This is a genomic window from Sutcliffiella sp. NPDC057660 (assembly GCF_042800035.1).
Taxonomy (GTDB): Bacteria; Bacillota; Bacilli; order Bacillales; family Bacillaceae_I; genus Sutcliffiella_A.
Map to the genome: position 1 here is coordinate 52,801 of NZ_JBHVHV010000007.1, position 17,311 is coordinate 70,111.

20 protein-coding genes are annotated in these 17,311 nt (G+C 42.0%); 2 read left to right on the forward strand and 18 right to left on the reverse strand.

Annotated elements, in window-relative coordinates; genetic code table 11:
- Positions 1-76: 76 nt before the first annotated feature.
- The 4 genes from ACFVAD_RS09120 to ACFVAD_RS09135 form a co-directional block, all read right to left on the reverse strand.
- Positions 77-1,216 carry a Ger(x)C family spore germination protein gene (locus ACFVAD_RS09120; protein WP_386638494.1) on the reverse strand — a complete coding sequence of 380 codons (1,140 nt, stop codon included), beginning with the start codon at positions 1,214-1,216 and terminating at the stop codon, positions 77-79.
- A complete protein-coding gene (locus ACFVAD_RS09125) occupies positions 1,213-2,322 on the reverse strand; it encodes a GerAB/ArcD/ProY family transporter (protein WP_386638496.1) in 1,110 nt (369 codons plus the stop codon). The genes ACFVAD_RS09120 and ACFVAD_RS09125 overlap by 4 nt, the downstream gene beginning before the upstream one ends.
- 11 nt (positions 2,323-2,333) lie before the next feature.
- A complete protein-coding gene (locus ACFVAD_RS09130; RefSeq protein WP_386638499.1) occupies positions 2,334-3,809 on the reverse strand; it encodes a spore germination protein in 1,476 nt (491 codons plus the stop codon).
- Positions 3,810-3,913: 104 nt separating this feature from the next.
- Positions 3,914-4,888, reverse strand: coding sequence for a nucleoside hydrolase (locus ACFVAD_RS09135; protein WP_386638502.1), 975 nt, complete (start codon positions 4,886-4,888; stop codon positions 3,914-3,916).
- A 122-nt stretch (positions 4,889-5,010) separates the two neighbouring features.
- Here ACFVAD_RS09135 and ACFVAD_RS09140 point away from each other — a divergent pair, with 122 nt between their 5' ends.
- Both ACFVAD_RS09140 and ACFVAD_RS09145 read left to right on the forward strand, forming a co-directional pair.
- Complete coding sequence (locus tag ACFVAD_RS09140) at positions 5,011-5,277, forward strand: hypothetical protein (RefSeq protein ID WP_386638505.1); 267 nt, start codon at positions 5,011-5,013, stop codon at positions 5,275-5,277.
- A gap of 107 nt (positions 5,278-5,384) precedes the next feature.
- Positions 5,385-5,906, forward strand: a complete 522-nt coding sequence (locus tag ACFVAD_RS09145) for a PCYCGC motif-containing (lipo)protein (RefSeq protein WP_386638508.1) — start codon at positions 5,385-5,387, stop codon at positions 5,904-5,906.
- 36 nt (positions 5,907-5,942) lie between these two features.
- On the opposite strand, the gene ACFVAD_RS09150 is transcribed toward ACFVAD_RS09145, so the two are convergent.
- The 14 genes from ACFVAD_RS09150 to ACFVAD_RS09215 all read right to left on the reverse strand — a co-directional run bounded on the left by ACFVAD_RS09150 (position 5,943) and on the right by ACFVAD_RS09215 (position 17,306).
- On the reverse strand, positions 5,943-6,785 hold the full coding sequence (locus ACFVAD_RS09150; protein ID WP_386638510.1) for a DegV family protein: 843 nt from the start codon (positions 6,783-6,785) through the stop codon (positions 5,943-5,945).
- Between the two features lie 196 nt (positions 6,786-6,981).
- Positions 6,982-7,233, reverse strand: coding sequence for a DUF2535 family protein (locus ACFVAD_RS09155; RefSeq protein ID WP_386638512.1), 252 nt, complete (start codon positions 7,231-7,233; stop codon positions 6,982-6,984).
- A gap of 310 nt (positions 7,234-7,543) precedes the next feature.
- Entirely contained in the window at positions 7,544-8,209 is a 666-nt protein-coding gene (locus ACFVAD_RS09160; protein ID WP_386638514.1) for an SOS response-associated peptidase, read from the reverse strand.
- Positions 8,210-8,223: 14 nt separating this feature from the next.
- The gene (gene iadA / locus ACFVAD_RS09165; RefSeq protein ID WP_386638517.1) at positions 8,224-9,399 is read right to left on the reverse strand and encodes a beta-aspartyl-peptidase; all 1,176 of its coding nucleotides are present in this window, start codon (positions 9,397-9,399) and stop codon (positions 8,224-8,226) included.
- A gap of 112 nt (positions 9,400-9,511) precedes the next feature.
- Positions 9,512-10,222, reverse strand: coding sequence for a lysophospholipid acyltransferase family protein (locus ACFVAD_RS09170; protein WP_386638520.1), 711 nt, complete (start codon positions 10,220-10,222; stop codon positions 9,512-9,514).
- Between the two features lie 27 nt (positions 10,223-10,249).
- A complete protein-coding gene (locus tag ACFVAD_RS09175; RefSeq protein WP_386638523.1) occupies positions 10,250-10,735 on the reverse strand; it encodes a dihydrofolate reductase in 486 nt (161 codons plus the stop codon).
- Positions 10,732-11,526 (reverse strand): thymidylate synthase, encoded by a 795-nt coding sequence (locus ACFVAD_RS09180; protein ID WP_386638525.1) that lies wholly within the window; start codon positions 11,524-11,526, stop codon positions 10,732-10,734. Before ACFVAD_RS09180 ends, ACFVAD_RS09175 begins: the two co-directional genes overlap by 4 nt.
- Before the next feature lie 81 nt (positions 11,527-11,607).
- Entirely contained in the window at positions 11,608-12,363 is a 756-nt protein-coding gene (locus tag ACFVAD_RS09185; protein ID WP_386638528.1) for an anthrax toxin lethal factor-related metalloendopeptidase, read from the reverse strand.
- A gap of 291 nt (positions 12,364-12,654) precedes the next feature.
- Entirely contained in the window at positions 12,655-13,185 is a 531-nt protein-coding gene (locus ACFVAD_RS09190) for a phosphatidylglycerophosphatase A family protein (protein ID WP_386638530.1), read from the reverse strand.
- A 22-nt stretch (positions 13,186-13,207) separates the two neighbouring features.
- Complete coding sequence (locus tag ACFVAD_RS09195) at positions 13,208-13,798, reverse strand: YpjP family protein (RefSeq protein WP_386638533.1); 591 nt, start codon at positions 13,796-13,798, stop codon at positions 13,208-13,210.
- Positions 13,799-14,688: 890 nt separating this feature from the next.
- A complete protein-coding gene (locus ACFVAD_RS09200) occupies positions 14,689-14,820 on the reverse strand; it encodes a YuzL family protein (protein WP_386638536.1) in 132 nt (43 codons plus the stop codon).
- Between the two features lie 55 nt (positions 14,821-14,875).
- Entirely contained in the window at positions 14,876-15,655 is a 780-nt protein-coding gene (locus ACFVAD_RS09205; RefSeq protein ID WP_386638538.1) for a class I SAM-dependent methyltransferase, read from the reverse strand.
- A gap of 76 nt (positions 15,656-15,731) precedes the next feature.
- Complete coding sequence (locus ACFVAD_RS09210; protein WP_386638540.1) at positions 15,732-16,169, reverse strand: BrxA/BrxB family bacilliredoxin; 438 nt, start codon at positions 16,167-16,169, stop codon at positions 15,732-15,734.
- A 15-nt stretch (positions 16,170-16,184) separates the two neighbouring features.
- Complete coding sequence (locus tag ACFVAD_RS09215) at positions 16,185-17,306, reverse strand: conserved virulence factor C family protein (protein ID WP_386638543.1); 1,122 nt, start codon at positions 17,304-17,306, stop codon at positions 16,185-16,187.
- Positions 17,307-17,311 lie beyond the last annotated feature (5 nt).

A 17,311-nucleotide genomic window follows, 5' to 3' on the forward strand; every position in this document is an offset into this window, starting at 1 on the left:
TTCAAACATTTCCAATATTATTTATTTTTCATTTCTAACATTTCCACAATAAAAAGAGAGAGCAAGTTCTGCCCTCCTAATCCATTACTCCGGTACGTAATATTTTTGTTTTCACTTCGATGGTAAAAGTAGCTTCTGGATAGATGCCATCCCATATCTCCCTTGAAAACCTCTCATATCCAACCTTAGATCTGTAGTGGTTGCCGAAACCGATTGGATCTACCCCGAGACTTTTAAACTCAGCTATGATCTTTTCCATTTTCCCCTTCATTACTTTACCGATGGCCTTTTCCAAAACTATTAAGGCTTTTGGATTTCCAAGATTATAATCCTCTGAGATTTCCTGCATTCTAGTAACCACGTCCACCTTTATTCTATAATGATTTGATTCTGCATCGTCGAGCTTTATATCCACTGAGCTTTCCAGATGATCTAGCGAAACAAACAGATTTTCAGATTCATTTTGGACCTGTTCCCTCTTTTTAATGTGCTTTCCCATATCATTTTTAGGGAGTGAAACTTCAATCGTTCCCGCTCTATACGGGTCTAGTAAGAGCTTTAGATAAAATGACTTCTCTGTATCGATGATCCCTTTCATTTTATCATCTTTAAATAGTGCAAGACCCTTTATTAACAGCGTATCATCTGAAAAGTCAAGCAAAGGCAGTATCGGATCCCTTCCTTCACTGTAATAGCATTGCATGAACTCATGCAGTGTCGGTGAAACAAGTGACTCCGCTTCCACATTCTGGCTTATCAGATCATATAGATAAGTCCCTACATTTGTTATTTCTTCTGATTGCTGGGAGTTGTTCATTAGATCATACGCGGAGTTTTCCGCTACCGACAAATAGACCATAGTTCCAACTTCAGAGTCTCTTGAAAGTGTATCGATATATGAAATAATTCCTTCCTTTGCCAGTTCCTCCCCATAGATCGCAATTCTTAATTGGCCAGATACCAGTTTTCTGCTTGATGATAGGTTCTCTTTTTGACGTACCCCCTTAATTGTATTTGCAATGGTAGAGACCATCTTGGAATTATTCGTATGAAGGGGATCGAATTCATAGTAGACAACGGTTCCTCTGAGCAGTTCATCCTCTTTGTCATAGCCCATTGCAGTAACCAGTCCTAGCTCTTCCAATGGTTTTTGCTGCAGGCATCCACCCAACAGGATGGTACTGACCAAAATACACATCAGTTTAATAAGCCTCATCCAGTCTTCCCCCTTGCCAAGAAACGATTCCTGATAAATACGATTAAAAACAAAATCAAGGTATAGATAAAAACAACACTAAATCCATATAGACCAACTGCATCGATGTATTCATTATTTTCTACTCTCCTATTGAATATGGAAGTTAACCCTATTAATACGGCCGCACACCCCACCACAATTTTTCTTTGTTTAATTTTTGTGATCTTCTTCAGGCCTCTGCTTGCCGCCCACATCATGAATAGAATGTTCGGCAGGATGATTACCAACCACATGGAAACCGCAAAAAACTCAAAGCGCTCAAGGTTTGGAAATTGAATGATTTTGAACATGGAGAGGGTTGCCCAGATTGTCTTTTCAAGCTGCTCACCACTGTAGTATCCAATGGACACAACCATTAATAGAAGAATCAATAAAAAGGTAAAGAGAACGCCTGCCTGGGCATAGAAATGAACTTTTTCCCTATTCTTGATAAACGGATAGATGAAAAAGAGAATTTCAAGCCCCAACACAGTAAATGATGATTTATAAGCACCTTTCAAGATTTCCTTGGGAGATGCCTCCAATACTGGCAGGAAGTTGGTCCAATCCATAAACCGGATCGGTTCATATATCAACAGCACTAGCCAGATAGCTAAAAAGAAAGTGATAAAGCTAACACCTACAATGGTTCGTACTCCACCAAATACACCATATATGGTAAGGATGAGAAGAAATGAGGAAATGACCCAGGTCTTCATATCAGGGAAGATCCATGCCTGAACAATCTCCGTATAACCGAGTATGATAGATAATAATCCAGCCAAAAGATACGTGATGTAAAGTATGTTCATCAAGTTTCCAAACAATTTGCCGAAAATGGATACATGGATGTCAAATAGGTCCTTATCTTTAAATGTCCGTAGAATATAGCACATCGCCGCAATGGTAAGAGCCATTCCTATATAACTGATAATCAGCGAAATCCATGCATCCTGCTTGGCCTCAAAGAAAATAATTCTCTCTACCCCTGCTATTCCAACCCCCGTCTGGTTCGTGTGCACCACAAAGAAAACTAAAAATGCTTGCACCAGGAGCTGTCGCTTTGCCGTTGTGGGAGTGTTCATCCTTGACCACCCTATTCATCAATATCTTTGGAGTATTTTCCGTTAAATGTGAAAAATCCTCTTTTATCAGGATTGGTTTTCATCATTTCGACTGGAATTCTTAATACGGTATTTTTCACTCTTTTCAAATCAAGTGGGTACACCGGCCGCAAATATGGTTTTCCTGCACTCGAAAGCCTTAACAGGTGAATCAGCAGAAAGCAAAGTCCGATTGCTATACCCACTCCTCCCCAAAGCCCCCCTAGTATCAAAATCGGGAATCTCGTAATCCTGATGGCAGTTCCCATTAAATAACTGGGCGCAGTAAAGGACCCGAGGGCACTGAGTGCAACCACAATAATGAGGATATTACTAGTAAATCCTGCTTCCACAGCAGCTTGCCCAAGTACTATCCCCCCTACGATACCCATTGTTTGACCTACCTTAGTCGGCAGCCTTGCACCAGCTTCCCTTAATAGCTCTATCATGATCTCCAACAAAAAAGCTTCAAATATCGGTGAGAACGGAACCTTGGAACGGGACTCACCCAAAGAAACAATCAATGTAGATGGGATCATTTCATAATGGTACGTAATGATGGCAACATAGGCAGGAGTCAGAAGGATGGACAAGAACATCGTCAGATAGCGGAGAGATCGAATAAAGCTCCCCATATTCCAACGCATATATACATCTTCCGTCGATTCAAAAAAGTTGAAAAGAGTAGCCGGTCCCAATAGCACCATCGGGCTTCTATCCACAAAAACAGCAATCATCCCTCTTTCCAGACTGTATGTAACACGGTCAGGCAGCTCCGTCTGAAGATATTGAGGGAAAACGGAATAGCTGTTGTCCTCTATCAATTGGGCCAATACGGATGTGTCCAGAATTTCGTTCACTTCAAGTTTCGTAATTTTATCTTCTATGTATTCTACCGATTCATTATCAGCAATCCCTTTTATATATACCAGCCGGATCTCGGTCTCGTTTCGCTTCCCGACCGTCAGCTTTTTTGTACATAGATCTTCAAGAAGAATATTCTGGCGTAAGATGCTGATATTGGTGCTCAGAGATTCAGTGAAAGAGATCTTCGGTCCGAAAACTAGCGATTCCGTTTCTGCCTTCTCTAATCCTCGCTCCACTTTTCTGGCCACATTGGCGAGAATTCCGGATTTTCCCTTATCCAGGATAATATACACATAGCCGTCCAAGATATTTTTAGTCGCAATTTCCCCATTCTCTGTCAGGAAAGTATCTGTCATCAACATCTTGTGACGAAGATCCTTCATTTCTATATCGATCAGATGAAAGTTTTCCATTATGGGAGTGAGGATAAACTGATTCAGTGTGGAATCATCGACTAGATTTTTCATATAGATAAACAATAATGTAGATTCCTTTACCGGCAACTCATAAAAATACAAATCCGGACTATGATGAAGCTGTTTTATGAAATAATTCTTTACCTCATCTATCCCGAGGCAAGACAGGGACGTAGCAGAAGCCATAAGGGCCATTCCTTTCCGGTCGAGCATCTATAATGATAGGATAGCCAGAAAAGTGAAGAATATGAAAAAAGTCATCCTCTATTCATAAAGAGGTGACTTTTCGTCTAATTGATCAATTCAGTTGTAAGGACTTCCACTACCCGACTGATGAACGGGGAATAATCAATCGCAATGGCAATCCGATGGACAGGTTTATCTGACAGTTGGACAAAATCACGGAAATCGCCTACCGTCTGTCCGAAGGCATTCCCAGGCGCTGTTACTACACTGACCGGCTTGTTGACATATTTGATATGCTGTTCATTGAATACTCCCCATAATGTAACAACATCATGCAATGGTGCACCAGGAATAGTAGGTATTTGTGATTTGTAAAACTGCCAGTAATAGTCCATCATCGGTTTGATAATCTGACCAAGCGTGTTGTTTGCCTCTTTATTTACCTGATCGATGTAATTGACCATTTCATATGTGAGGATCGCCTGCTGTGTTACATTCAGGGGAAAGATGGTCAAGTCCTCTGCGAAATTGAATACGATGTTAGCTGCATAGGGATCACCAAAAATATTTGCTTCCGCAACAGGAGTCACGTTGCCGGGAAAATTGAATGCCCCACCCATTATAAAAATCTTTTTAACTTTTGCTACCGTTTCTGGATAAAGAATAAATGAAGTGGCCAAGGAGGTTAGCCTCCCTATACAGACTATTGTCAACTCACCATCATACTTTTCGATGATATCGTAGATCTGATGAAAATTTTCGAAAATATTTTCTTCCTCTTCATCAATATATTCCGAAAGCGGTACAAAGCCTCCAAATCCTTCAGGTCCATGAACTTCCGGATAATAGATTGGCGGCACACCAATTAACGAACGCTCAGCCCCTCCAATCAAAGGGACATCATCCCTTCCTGTCACTTCCTGCAAATATTTCGCGTTTCGAATAGCAGTCCTTTTCTGGACATTTCCGTACTCCGCAACGATTCCCACTATATTCACATTGGCTTCATTGTACGCATAGATAATTGCCATAATATCGTCTATGCCAAAATCTGCAAACAATAAGATTTTCCTGCTCATTCGGATGTCCTCCTTTATCTGAAAAATTCGGTAGTATCGAATATAGCTAGTCAAACGTACAAGCAACATATTGGGAAGCGGAATAGTCTACTATGTAATCTAATCGATAGGAGGATGAAGATATGTCACAGTTTTATCAACAGTGCCAACGCTACCATGGTCAAGTGGTTACCATCAGATGCAGGGACGGCTCGAGTCATTGTGGAAGAATTGTTAGGGTGTCACCTAGCCATGTATACATTCAGCCAAACAGAAGAGGAGGCCTGAATGGATTCGGAATGGGCTTTTTTGGTGGATATGGTGGGTATGGCGGGTATGGATACAACCCTGTAGCTGTTCCACTTGCTTTCGTTACAGGTATCGTATTAGGCGGACTATTATTCTGGTAATCAGATAAGTATACTACCCTGCACCTCGTTCACAAAGATGTTAAAGTATCCATATTTCGGCTATGTTATAGTAGAATGGTATAGTTTATGTAAACGGGGTGTACGATATGAAAAAAATGGCATTGATAGTTGTATTCCTGATGGTCTTTTCAACGGGATGTTCCAATAATTCAGAGAAGAATGCCACAGATCAAAAGTCTGAAGCAGATGAACATCATCAACATGAAAAGCCTTCTTTTTTTCAAGGGGACCTTAGAGAAAAAACTGGTTCGGTTCAAGAGCTTCCCGCATTCTTGGACGAGAAACCAGACAATATCAAATTAATCTATGCTGCTGCAGCACAACACCAGGAGTTACTGGAGCACATACCCTGCTATTGTGGCTGCGGAACTTCAGCTGGACATAAAAGCAGTTATCAATGCTTCGTTCATGAAGTGAATGATGACGGTTCCCTTGAATGGGATGATCATGGAACTAGATGCGGAGTTTGTCTGGAAATTGCAGCTACTGCGGTAATGGAATATAAGGACGGAAAATCCATAAAAGAAATCAGGGACGGCATTGATGAGGCATACAAGGAAGGGTATTCCTCTCCCACACCAACACCAATGCTGCCTTCTAACCAATAGAAAAAGCTAAGGGCAAAGCCCCTAGCTTTTTCTATTCTATTCTGCAAAATACATGAGTGCAAGTGCACCTGGTCCGGTGTGAGTGGAAATGACAGGTGTAGTGAATGCTATCTCCACACCCTGAAATCCCGATGCCTCCTGCAGGGAAGCTTTTAACGTTTCTGCAAGTTTCAGGCAGCCTGCATGCGCAATTCCAACACGTTTAACTGTTTTGCCTGCAATATCTTCCTTGAATTGTTTTGTGTAGAATTTTATGACCTGAGAATGGCTTCTGACCTTGTTCACCGGTGTGTATACCCCGTCTGCAAGCGATGCAATCGGTTTAATGCTCAACAAGGAGCCGATCAGCGCCTTTCCGCGTCCAATCCGACCACCCTTCACCAGATTATCCAATGTATCCACCATGATGAACAAATCTGTGTTAGTTCTTACTGCATCCAATCGTTTCAGAATTTCTTCAATGGACTTACCTTCCTTAGCCATTTTTGCAGCTTCCACTACCTGAAAGGATAAGGCAAATGAGATGAAGCGCGAGTCCACCACTGTTACATCAGCTTCTGAAATATTGGAGGCACTTTCTGCCGATGTTACTGTCCCGCTCATTCCGCCAGTCATGTGGATGGACAATATTCTGCTTCCATCTTTGCCTAGCTCGTCATATGTTTCCACAAAAGTGCCAACAGCAGGCTGGGAGCTTTTCGGAAGTTCCTTGGATTCTTTCATCTTGTCCATAAATTCATCAGGCTTTATACCAAATCTGTCTATGTATGATTTTCCGTCTATTGTGATGGACAATGGTACAATTTTAATGTCTAACTCATCTATGATAGATTGATCAATATCAACGGTCGAATCCGTCACTATTTTTACGTTTGTCATGAATTCACTTCCCCAAATATAGCCTAGTTAATATTATACCTGCAATTATATGCACTTCAAACCAATTACTCATATTTTTTGACTCAAAACCGACATTATGCAGGATTTTGTCACAAATATTTCTTGTTTTACGTTTTTGGACAAAAAAAATAACAGGGTGTTAGCCCTGTCCCCATATTATCACATTCTCGGTTCATTACGCATTATTTTTTAAGATATCTGTTTTTATTACATTGCAATAATCCGGCCATTTCAACACTTTTTGCAGATATTCCCTGAACGAATACACTTGCTTGGGGTTTTTATCTGAAAGTATTTGTGTTAAAAATGTCTGCAATCTGACACGAAGCATAAAGTGATATGTGCTATCGTCCTCCAGTACTGGAATTTCAATGACTTTTACCTTCTGTCCCTTTTCAATCGTGAACTCTAGGCTTTTCCATAGCAAAATATCAATCCTCTTTTTCACCCGTTTGACATTATTATACACTAATCTTTCTCACAAGTGTTAATATTTAGTCTGACAAAATAAAACAATTTAGCTGTTTTCGCATTCGTTGTTTTTAAATGGATAAATTGTCTGCAACAAATGCAGCCCGTTGATTTCCGCTCCGGACACAAGATTCGCCGGGGACGGATGGGAGCCCGCGGAAAGCGAACACCTGGAACGGAAACCAACAGGGAGTTTATGTTGACATCATATCTTTAGCCCAGCCTGATATTTAAAAACAACAATCTTTACGAAAATAGCCTACATTTTAAATGGGTGTTATACAGGTAACATCATTGTTTCTAGGTGAATTTACAGAAGAAGAAACCTCATAAGCTTTCATGGAACGAGCGTCGAACGGTGTAAGAATGGAGGTTAGAAAGGAAAGATCTTGTACTTCCTGGTCTATCCATTTCTGTTCATGCTCCTTCTTAAGAATGACTGGCATACGATTATGTACACCCATTACCAATTCATTGGGCTGGGTGGTGATGACTGTACAGCTTACCAATTCCTCTCCGTTATGGTTCCACCTGTCCCAGAGTCCAGCAAATGCAAATGGCTGCTGATCTTGCATGACAAACCTGATGGGCTTTTTTACACCTTCCTCCACTTTCCATTCGTAGAAGCTATCGGCCGGGATGAGACAGCGCCTTCTCTCGAGAAGACGCCGAAAGCTCACTTTTTCCTGTAGCGTTTCAGCTCGGGCATTGATCATTTTGTTCCCGATTTTCTTATCCTTTGCCCAGCTCGGTACAAGCCCCCAATGCAAAAATCCTGCCTTGTTCTTTTGTTCCCCTTTGACCACAGCCAGCACTTTTTGCCCGGGTGCAATATTGTAGCTCAGCTGAAATTCAAGGCTTTCCGAATTTTCAAGAAAAAATCGCTCCTGTAATTTATGAATTTCTGTCGTCAGAGAAAATCTTCCGCACATATTGAAACCCTCCTTTACTCTTCAAAGGTACCCTTAACGATTGCCATCTCCTGTTGGACCATCATCTTACCCTTTGCAAACACAGTTTGTATCGTCAGATTTTGTGGATCCAGCATTACAAGATCAGCATCCTTCCCTGTGGATACCGTCCCTTTTTGGGCTAGCTTCAAAATCCTTGCCGGATTCTCTGTGATGACCTTTATTGCGATATCAAGCGGAATGCCTTCTTCGAGGATTGCCTCTCTTACTGCTTGAAATAGAGTACGCACTTTACCCACCTGCAATCCGACAAGCTCCCCGTGACCATTGAATTCCGGGAGGCTTGCTTGTCCGTCTGACGTGAATGTAATGTTTTGAATCGGCACACCTGCCTCCAGCATCTTTTTTAGGCCTGTGCTGCAACGGACTTCCCCCTGATCAAGGAATCTTTGAACAGTACTGGTTGTAAAATCTACATACCCTCCATTTTTGGCAAAATGAATGCCTGCTTCAAATAAGGCTTGATTTCGATTAATATGTGTCGGATAGAACTGTGTTATCGGTATATCCGTTTCTTCGACTACTTTCTCAATGAGGGACAGCAATGCGCTGCTATCCCCTACATGAATATTGACGATGCCACCCTTACCTGATAACATACCTCCCACCCTGGCACTGGCAGCTATTTTCGCCATCTCCTCCATGGTAGGCTGTGAGGAACGATGATCCGCTATGGCAATTTCCCCGACACCTATGATTTTATCTATAAGAATAAGATCATTCTCGATGGTATCGGTCAGGGTTTTGACGGGAACCTGATAAGACCCTGTATGTACATAGCACGAAATGCCTTCCTCCTCGAGAGCACGCGCCTTGGCAATCAGGCTTGCCATCGTTCTGGTGGTCCCATCTGTTCCTAGGACACCGACAAGTGTTGTGATGCCAGAAGTTGTTGCGTCAGTAAGCATCAGTTCAGGAGTTCTGGTATGATAACTGCCTTCTCCGCCACCACCTGTAATATGAACATGGGCGTCTATGAATCCCGGAACCAGGAATTGTCCCTTTCCATCAATCAGCTCAATATTTTGAAGATTGGTCTGGAGCGTTATTTCATCTTCGATGGCCCCTATCTTATCTCCAATCAAAAGAACATCTTTCCTGCCTAGATTTTCTGGTGCATAAACTTGAACATTCTTAATCAATTTCAACATACTCCCATATTCCCCCTTGTTCATTCTCTCCTATACATAAATAGAACAAAAGCCACTAACTGATTGCAGTAGTGACCTTGCTGGATGTTTAAAAACATTGATAGTTTTTTACTTATAAATGTTCCTTAATTCTATTTTGTATTTCGATACCAAGTTCGGTTCCATCGACTTTTCCTTCTGATGGGATGTAGATCGGGTCGCTGATGGTTACTGTTACATTTGCTGGTTGAAAACCGAACTTGCTCTTTTCCATGATGTTATAGGAACCGGAGATGGTAACAGGAACAACTGGTACTCTGCTTTCTGTTGCGAGTTTCAGTCCCCCTTTTTTGAATTCCCCCATCTCATTCCCCTTGCTTCTTGTTCCTTCAGGGAAGATAACGAGCGAATGTCCCTCTTTCAATGTTGCAATGCCCTCCCTGATGGAGAGGATGGCTTTTCTTCTATCCTTGCGATCGATAAATACGCAATTCATCGATTCCATCCATCTTGGGATGAAAGGAATCTTTTTCACTTCAACTTTGGAAATGAAACCAAGTGGCTTTTGAAGGAATCCGATAAGGATCGGGACGTCGAAGTTTCCTTGGTGATTGCTTACAAACAGCACTGGCCCACTCGGAACTTTCTCTTCTCCTATCACTTGTATATTTGATCCAGTAATGTTCACAAGGCTTTTTGCCCAATGCTTCGGCTTTTCGTGAATAATTGTATCTCTCTCTTCCACTGGCATGGAAGGGTCCAACCTTTTTACTTTTTCTATTGTCGGCAAGCTATAAATCAAATAGCCGAAAAAGTAGGCGAACCACCATAACGTACGTAGCATTTCATTCTCTCCCTAATCATTACAACTCTAATGTCTTCGCTTATAAACCCTGAAAAAGTAGTCAAAAGGGTTTTTTTCATTCTTTACTCCCTTTTCTTCTGAAACCAGCTTCCATTCACTTTCTTCGATTTCAGGGAAATAGGTATCCCCCGCGAATTCCTCGTCAATATATGTAAGGTAAAGTTTTTCTGTAAACGGCATGGCCTGTTTGTAGATATTGGCCCCGCCAATTACGAAAATTTCCTCTTCTGTTTGATCCATCTCTTTAAGTGCCTCGATGGAGGATAATGTTTTGCAACCCTCAACATGGTAGTCACTATTTCTTGTGAGTATGATGTTTTTTCTATTGGGGAGAGGCTTACCAATGGATTCAAAAGTATTTCTCCCCATCACCACTGTTGAACCTGTTGTAATCCTTTTGAAATAAGACAGATCCTCGGGCAATCTCCATGGCATATCATTGTCCTTTCCTATCAGACCATTTCTGTCTGTCGCAACGATCATGGATATCATACACTGACCACTCCTTTGATCGCTGGGTGCGGATCATAACCTACCAAATTAAAGTCTTCATAGGTGAAGTCAAAAAGGGATTTCACCTCTTTGTTGATTTCCATTGTAGGCAGATCTTTCGGTTCTCTGCCAAGCTGCAATTCTACCTGGTCTAAATGGTTTGTATAGATATGAGCATCCCCCAGGGTATGGATAAACTCTCCAGGCTCCAAATCGCAAACTTGGGCGACCATCATGGTTAATAATGCATAGGATGCGATGTTAAATGGGACACCTAGGAAAACATCGGCAGAGCGCTGGTATAGCTGGCAGGACAGCTTACCATCGGCAACATAGAATTGGAACATGGTGTGGCATGGGGGCAATGCCATGGAATCCACATTCGCCACATTCCAAGCCGATACGATCAGCCTTCTTGAATCCGGATTGTTCTTTATCTGTTCCACCACATTTGTGATCTGGTCTATGCTCTTCCCGTCAGGTGTTGGCCAGGATCTCCACTGATAGCCGTAAACAGGCCCAAGATCGCCGTTTTCATCGGCCCACTCGTTCCAGATGCGAACACCATTGTCCTGAAGGTACTTGATGTTCGTATCACCGCTTAGAAACCAGAGCAGTTCATGGATGATGGATTTCAGGTGCAACTTTTTGGTCGTTACAACCGGAAAGCCTTCTGCAAGATCGTAACGCATCTGATAACCGAAAGTACTGATCGTGCCAGTCCCTGTCCTATCTTCTTTTTTTGTTCCGTTATGTAAAATATGTCTACAAAGATCTAAGTATTGTTTCATTCTATTCACCTCTTCAGCTATAGTCGACGATTCTATTCTACCATATTGATAACGAAAAAAGAGCATTTCATCATGAAATGCTCACTGTGATCGAAGCCCCAGCAAATTCCCTCTCGTTATTGGAGAGTTCTCTAGATTCTCCAGGAATAGAAATGTCTTTGGTGCTTTCATTGCAATTTCCAGTTTGGAGGTTTCGTTCAAATAATACATGGCGAACGTTTCAGCAAAATACTCCTCCGGAAAATGTAGAAAATAGTCTTTACCAGGAAAAAGCTGGGATGCTTCCTCCTTCCAGATGGTCAAAAAGGTTTGGTTCATATTTACATTCCCAAGCACATATCGGTCAACGGAATGCGCCAATTCATGCAGCTCAAGATTGACTGATCCATGACCCATTCCTTTATTGCTATGACCTATTTTAGCCAAGACCAGCTTGGAACCGCCCACCCCCGGAACTTCCTCCCAGGTCGAACCTTTTACGCTATAGCCTCTTGGCTTGACTCCATGAAGATGTTCAAAGCCCTGCACTTCTGTCAAACTGCCAGTAAATAAATATAGATGGATATTCTGCTGGACCAATATGCTGAGAATGCTTCCGGGAATGTGAGATAATCGGGACACCATGGACGCCGCCTCTTTTTCGGCAAATTCCCTTGATGGTACATATACCAGCTTCTCAATAAGTTCTCTATTTTGTATTTCTCCGAGATGAGAATTAAATGTAGTAGAATGATAGTTTTTTAAGGAAATAGCATCCAAACTGGCGTATGCCTTCCAATAAACCGGAATAATCGTAAAAACTAATAAAAGTCCAATGGCTAAAAAACGTCGGCTCATTTTCCCTCTCCTTCTGATGATGTTCGTCTAGGATGTTATGTATTGTTTGAAAATTCACATTATCGTATAATATGTTTCTATTATAACATCTAAACCATTAATTGAGATGTGATTTTTGCTAAAAAGGTTTAACAATGAATGGAAATGGGTAATTAAATATTTCCAATTTTGGATCACCTAATTATTAGAACACTTCTAATGAACAACTCAATAAGATTTACCTACAATACAAAAAAGGCTGTCCAGCAAGTCATGTAAAACTGACTTGCTGGACAGCCTCTTGTTTTATACTTAAACGATAATTTCCTCTTTATTTAATGCTGCTTCTTGAATGTCCCTTGTACGATGCGCTATTCTGCTTGCTGCTGCTGCGGCAAGTGCACAGACAATGTCATCCATGAATGTGTGCACTTCTTCCCCTTCGTGTTCATCCAGCTTCTTGATGATACCGAATTTCTCTTTATCGAGATAACCGAAATTCGTCAAGCCGATCGATCCATACACATTGACAATGGATAGAGGGATGATTTCATCGATCCCGTATAATGGCTCATCAGTCTCCACCAAATACTGCAATGGCTCGGGAAGGAGCTTCTGCTCAGCCAGGATGTCTAGTGAAATTCCGGTAAGAACTGCATGGACGATTTCCCTTTTCTCAAGCACCTTCTCTACATTGTGGATGCAATCCTCAAGCGTCACATCGACAATGTATCTTTGTTGAAGGAGCAATACAATCTCTGCTATATCCCGGATAGTGACACCACGATCTTCCAGCATTTTCTTTGCCGTTTCTCTCATTTGCTGCAGTGTGTATTTTCTCATTCAGACCCCTCATTCTCTCTTTTTAGCTCAGCCACTTGGGCGGCATGTTTTTTGCCCAGAAAATGGACCCTAACGCATGATGGTTCTGGAATTGGTCATGGTGGGTATGGTAATGGAAATTGAACCAATACCCTTCTTTTGGAGGGTTGTCCTTTCTTACATGAAACCGGATCATATCCTGACCCGACACTTTATGATAGATGTGAAAGATTTTTTCACCATCTCCACCGGCCGGGGACTCTGAAATTATTAGGTTGCTTAAATCTTCTTCAGGATGCTGAAAAGCGAGCGTGCTGATAACTTCCTCCATTTTCGGGAGGATCACATCCTTGAATTCATCTTCAATTTTCGGCCCGATACGGGAACCGAATTTTGTAAAGCTTTGAACTTCCGCTTGCTCTAGTGCTTGGAATAGAAACTGCTCTTTTGAAAGCTCCGGTTTGAGAGAATGATATAATCCTGAGGAAAAACTATCAGATTCCCTGCTCTTTATATCACTGAAATTGGAATCATCGGAATTGTCGTCCGCGAATAAATAGGCAGGAGGTGAAACAGTACCGAATGTCAACGCAGTAATAAGGACCACTAACGACTTCTTCAACCATTTCGGCATGGGAAACTCCCTTTCTTTTATGTACACCATAATTTTTGTAAATCTAGTATATCATAAAAGTAAGAAAATTATATCTATTTAACTTTGTTTTTTTAAGGTTCTTTTCTCGTACATTGTTGCTATATAGATAAAATGTAAGCACCAAATGTAGCCCGTTGATTTCCGCTCCGTACACTTGCTTTCCGCGGGGACGGATGGGAGCCTCCTCGGCTTCGCCTGTGGGGTCTCCCATGCCCTCTACTCTCCCGCAGGAGTCAAGTGTCCTCCGCTACAATCAACTCAGTTTTTTAACACTATTTGCTCTACTGAAATGAATAAAAGAAACAAATTTTTCAAACTTTAGGAAAGCAAATTTTATACTTCGATTCATCCCTGTTGGTTGGAGTGCAAGGTGTGAGACTCCTGCGGGAGCAGCGTGTCAAGGAAGACCCCACAGGCGCAAAGCGCCGAGGAGGCTCCCGAGAGGCCGCCCGCGGAAAGCGAACACCTGGAACGGAGACCAACAGGGAGTTTAATGTTGACACCTTATCCTTAGCCCAGCCCCTATACTTAAAACAACAATCTTTACGTAAAGAGCCTCTTTTTTAAAAAGAAGAATGTAACTTTACGCACATAGCTTACAGTATTAGCAACAAAAATTTAATTGGTCCTTCAATTTCGATATTTTTTGTTCATTTATTTAGCTTTTTTTGTTAATATTAAGAATAGCGTTATCCTTGTATAACCGCTTAGTTAATAAGTGTGAATAGTACATAATGGAGGTTTTATACATGTATGAGGTTCTATTGATCGTAAGCTCATTTTTAACATTGGGATATTTAACTTATTTATGTATTACAGACTAATCTAAAAAGAAACTCGTGTGGGTTCACTCCAACACGAGTTTCTTTTTAGTTTCTTTTCGTGCTTTTTCTGCTGGAGCTCAAGGACTTACCATCGATTTCAGTAGTTGTTGTCCCCTGTCCCTCCACTTGAGAAGAGGGTAACCCCACTTTGCCAGGCTTTTTTCTTTTTCCACCCATAATATTGAAGACCTCCTAATAATATTGTGTGAAATCTTCAATAGTTTGTCCCAAATCAGGTTTTTTTCTCCCAATAGCCATAATGGAATTTGGATGATTTTCGAACCATTCTCGTAAACCCCAAACGGTCAAAACGGTCACTTTGCCAATGGTCCTTTAACACCACTCTTTTTCTTGCGACTCTTTTTGCCTCTTCCACCGTGCTCTCAGTCAGGTCTCCATAGTGAGCGACATTCCTTATTGAAAGGATACCGGTCGATTCCTCTATTTCCCTTTCAAACATTGGATCGAAATACACAACATCAAAGAAATCGTCAGGAAGTGTGTGAAGAATATCATCATGATTTCCTTGGACAACCTCGATTCGTCTCATTGATTGTTCCGTTTCCTTATTTTGCATTTCCCAAGTCTTTAGGCCCGTACTTACAATATAAGCTAACAGCTTGTTCGCTTCGATGCCTGTTACTTTACCCGCAGGTCCCGTCGCTATACTTGCCATGATGCTGTCGGACGCAAGGCCTAATGTACAATCCAGAAAAGACATCCCTTCCTTAAGTGTGGTTGCCTGAAGAAACGGTTCGACTTCTCCGGAAAGCCATCGCTTTGCCCGAAAAGCCGCACTGTTCGGGTGAAAAAATACAGGCACGCCCGTACCAAATACGAACCATTCGATTTTGTCTTTCCCAATGACTAAAACATCCGTTTTATATTTAATCTGTAAAAGCTCGATGGATTTTTTGTTTCGTTCTATGTATGGCAGATTCAATTCCAATGCAACGCGACGGGCGGTTTGGATCATCTGGGCATTTGTTCTGCCTGCGGTGGTTACGATCATTTTTCATTGTCACCTGCTTTTGATTTTCCATAAACAAATGGTGTGCACTTAAAAGCGCACACCATTCTTTCCAAACTTACTTGCAATATTGATGAAAAGCACCTTGAAGATTGGTCATAATATTTTCCATCGTGTTCGCTTCGATATCATGACGGTGAATAAAATGGACCACTTCATTCCCTTTCATGATTGCCATGGAAGGGGACGAAGGTGGGATATCGCCGAAAATCCCACGCATTTTCTCCGTTGCTTCTTTATCTTGACCAGCAAAAACGGTCACGAGATGATCAGGGGCATTCTCTGCCTGCAGTACAGATTGAGTGGCTGCTGGACGCGCCAGGCCTGCTGCACAGCCACATACTGAATTGACAACAACTAATGTCGTACCTTCCACTTTATCAAAGAAAGATTCCACCTCTTCCCCTGTAGTCAGCTCCTTAAATCCTGCTCTCGTCAATTCATCTCTCATCGGTTTTACTAATTGTCTCATATAATCTTCATATGCCATCGACATGATTTGGTCCCCCTTTTATTTGTTTCGTTCTGTCATTTGTTTCCAGACGGAACCTTTTGCTTCTTCTCCGCCTTCAATGCGTTGAATCGCCATTTTCACTTGCATGCTGACCTCAAACTCTGGATCGTCCTCTGCTGCACGCAGGGCCGGCAATGCTCTTTCATCTCCGACCTCAAATAGAAACATCGCTGCACGCCATCGGACAAGCTTATTTTTATCCTTTAAACCTTCCATCATGGCAGACATTGCTGCTGGATCTCCAAGATCGGAAAGGCAATCACCCGCAGTTCTTCTTACTGTTACAGATTTGTCCTTCAACGCTCTATACAAATAAGGTAATATATCAGAGTCTTCCAGCATACCGAAGTATACGGTTGCCAGCCTGCGAATAGAACCTTTCTCATCCTCCAGGGCTTTAGCCAATACCGGGATATCCCCTTCTGTCGGATCCATCTGATCAAGGGCTGCAAATCGCTCGGACCAGTCGGGATTATCAAGCATCTCCAATGTCACTTTGTATCTTTGTTTCTGCTTTATATTCGACTGCTTTTCACCTGATGCCGATTTTTCCGACATGCTCTGAAGTCTTTCCTCCGAATAGGTTGCTGCAATTTCCTCCACAATCTCATTCCCTACGGCTTCAAGGTCGCCGTATCGGATTCCATGCTCTTTCCATTCCCGCTCCAAGACAACATTGTCCTGATTTTTTTGCGCAGTCAGGACTGCATTCATGAAACGCTCGGGAAGGCCGACGCGTTTTTCCACTTCCCCGTCTGTCAACTTCACTTGCATGGGAATGCCCTGGAACATCTGGATAAAAACTTTCACTTCTCCGAACCCGCTAAGAGGTGTTTCACCTGATTCTGCACGGTCCTCTTCCGTTTCACCAAAGGCGCTCCTCACATCTGCCAGAATCACTTTCCAGTCATAGCGGGCATTTCGTTCAACCGCCAGGAAATCTGAAACATGGTAAACTCCCTTTACGCCTTCCACTTCCAATATCGACTGGATGATATCCGGTGCCTGAGAGGAATTTTCTTTTGTATAATTGTTTCTGGCACCTGCCGGTAGCTCCTCCGACAAAATAACCTTCATCGTATTTGGACTCGGTGTAGGCTCTATTGCTTTTATTCTCACGAGTG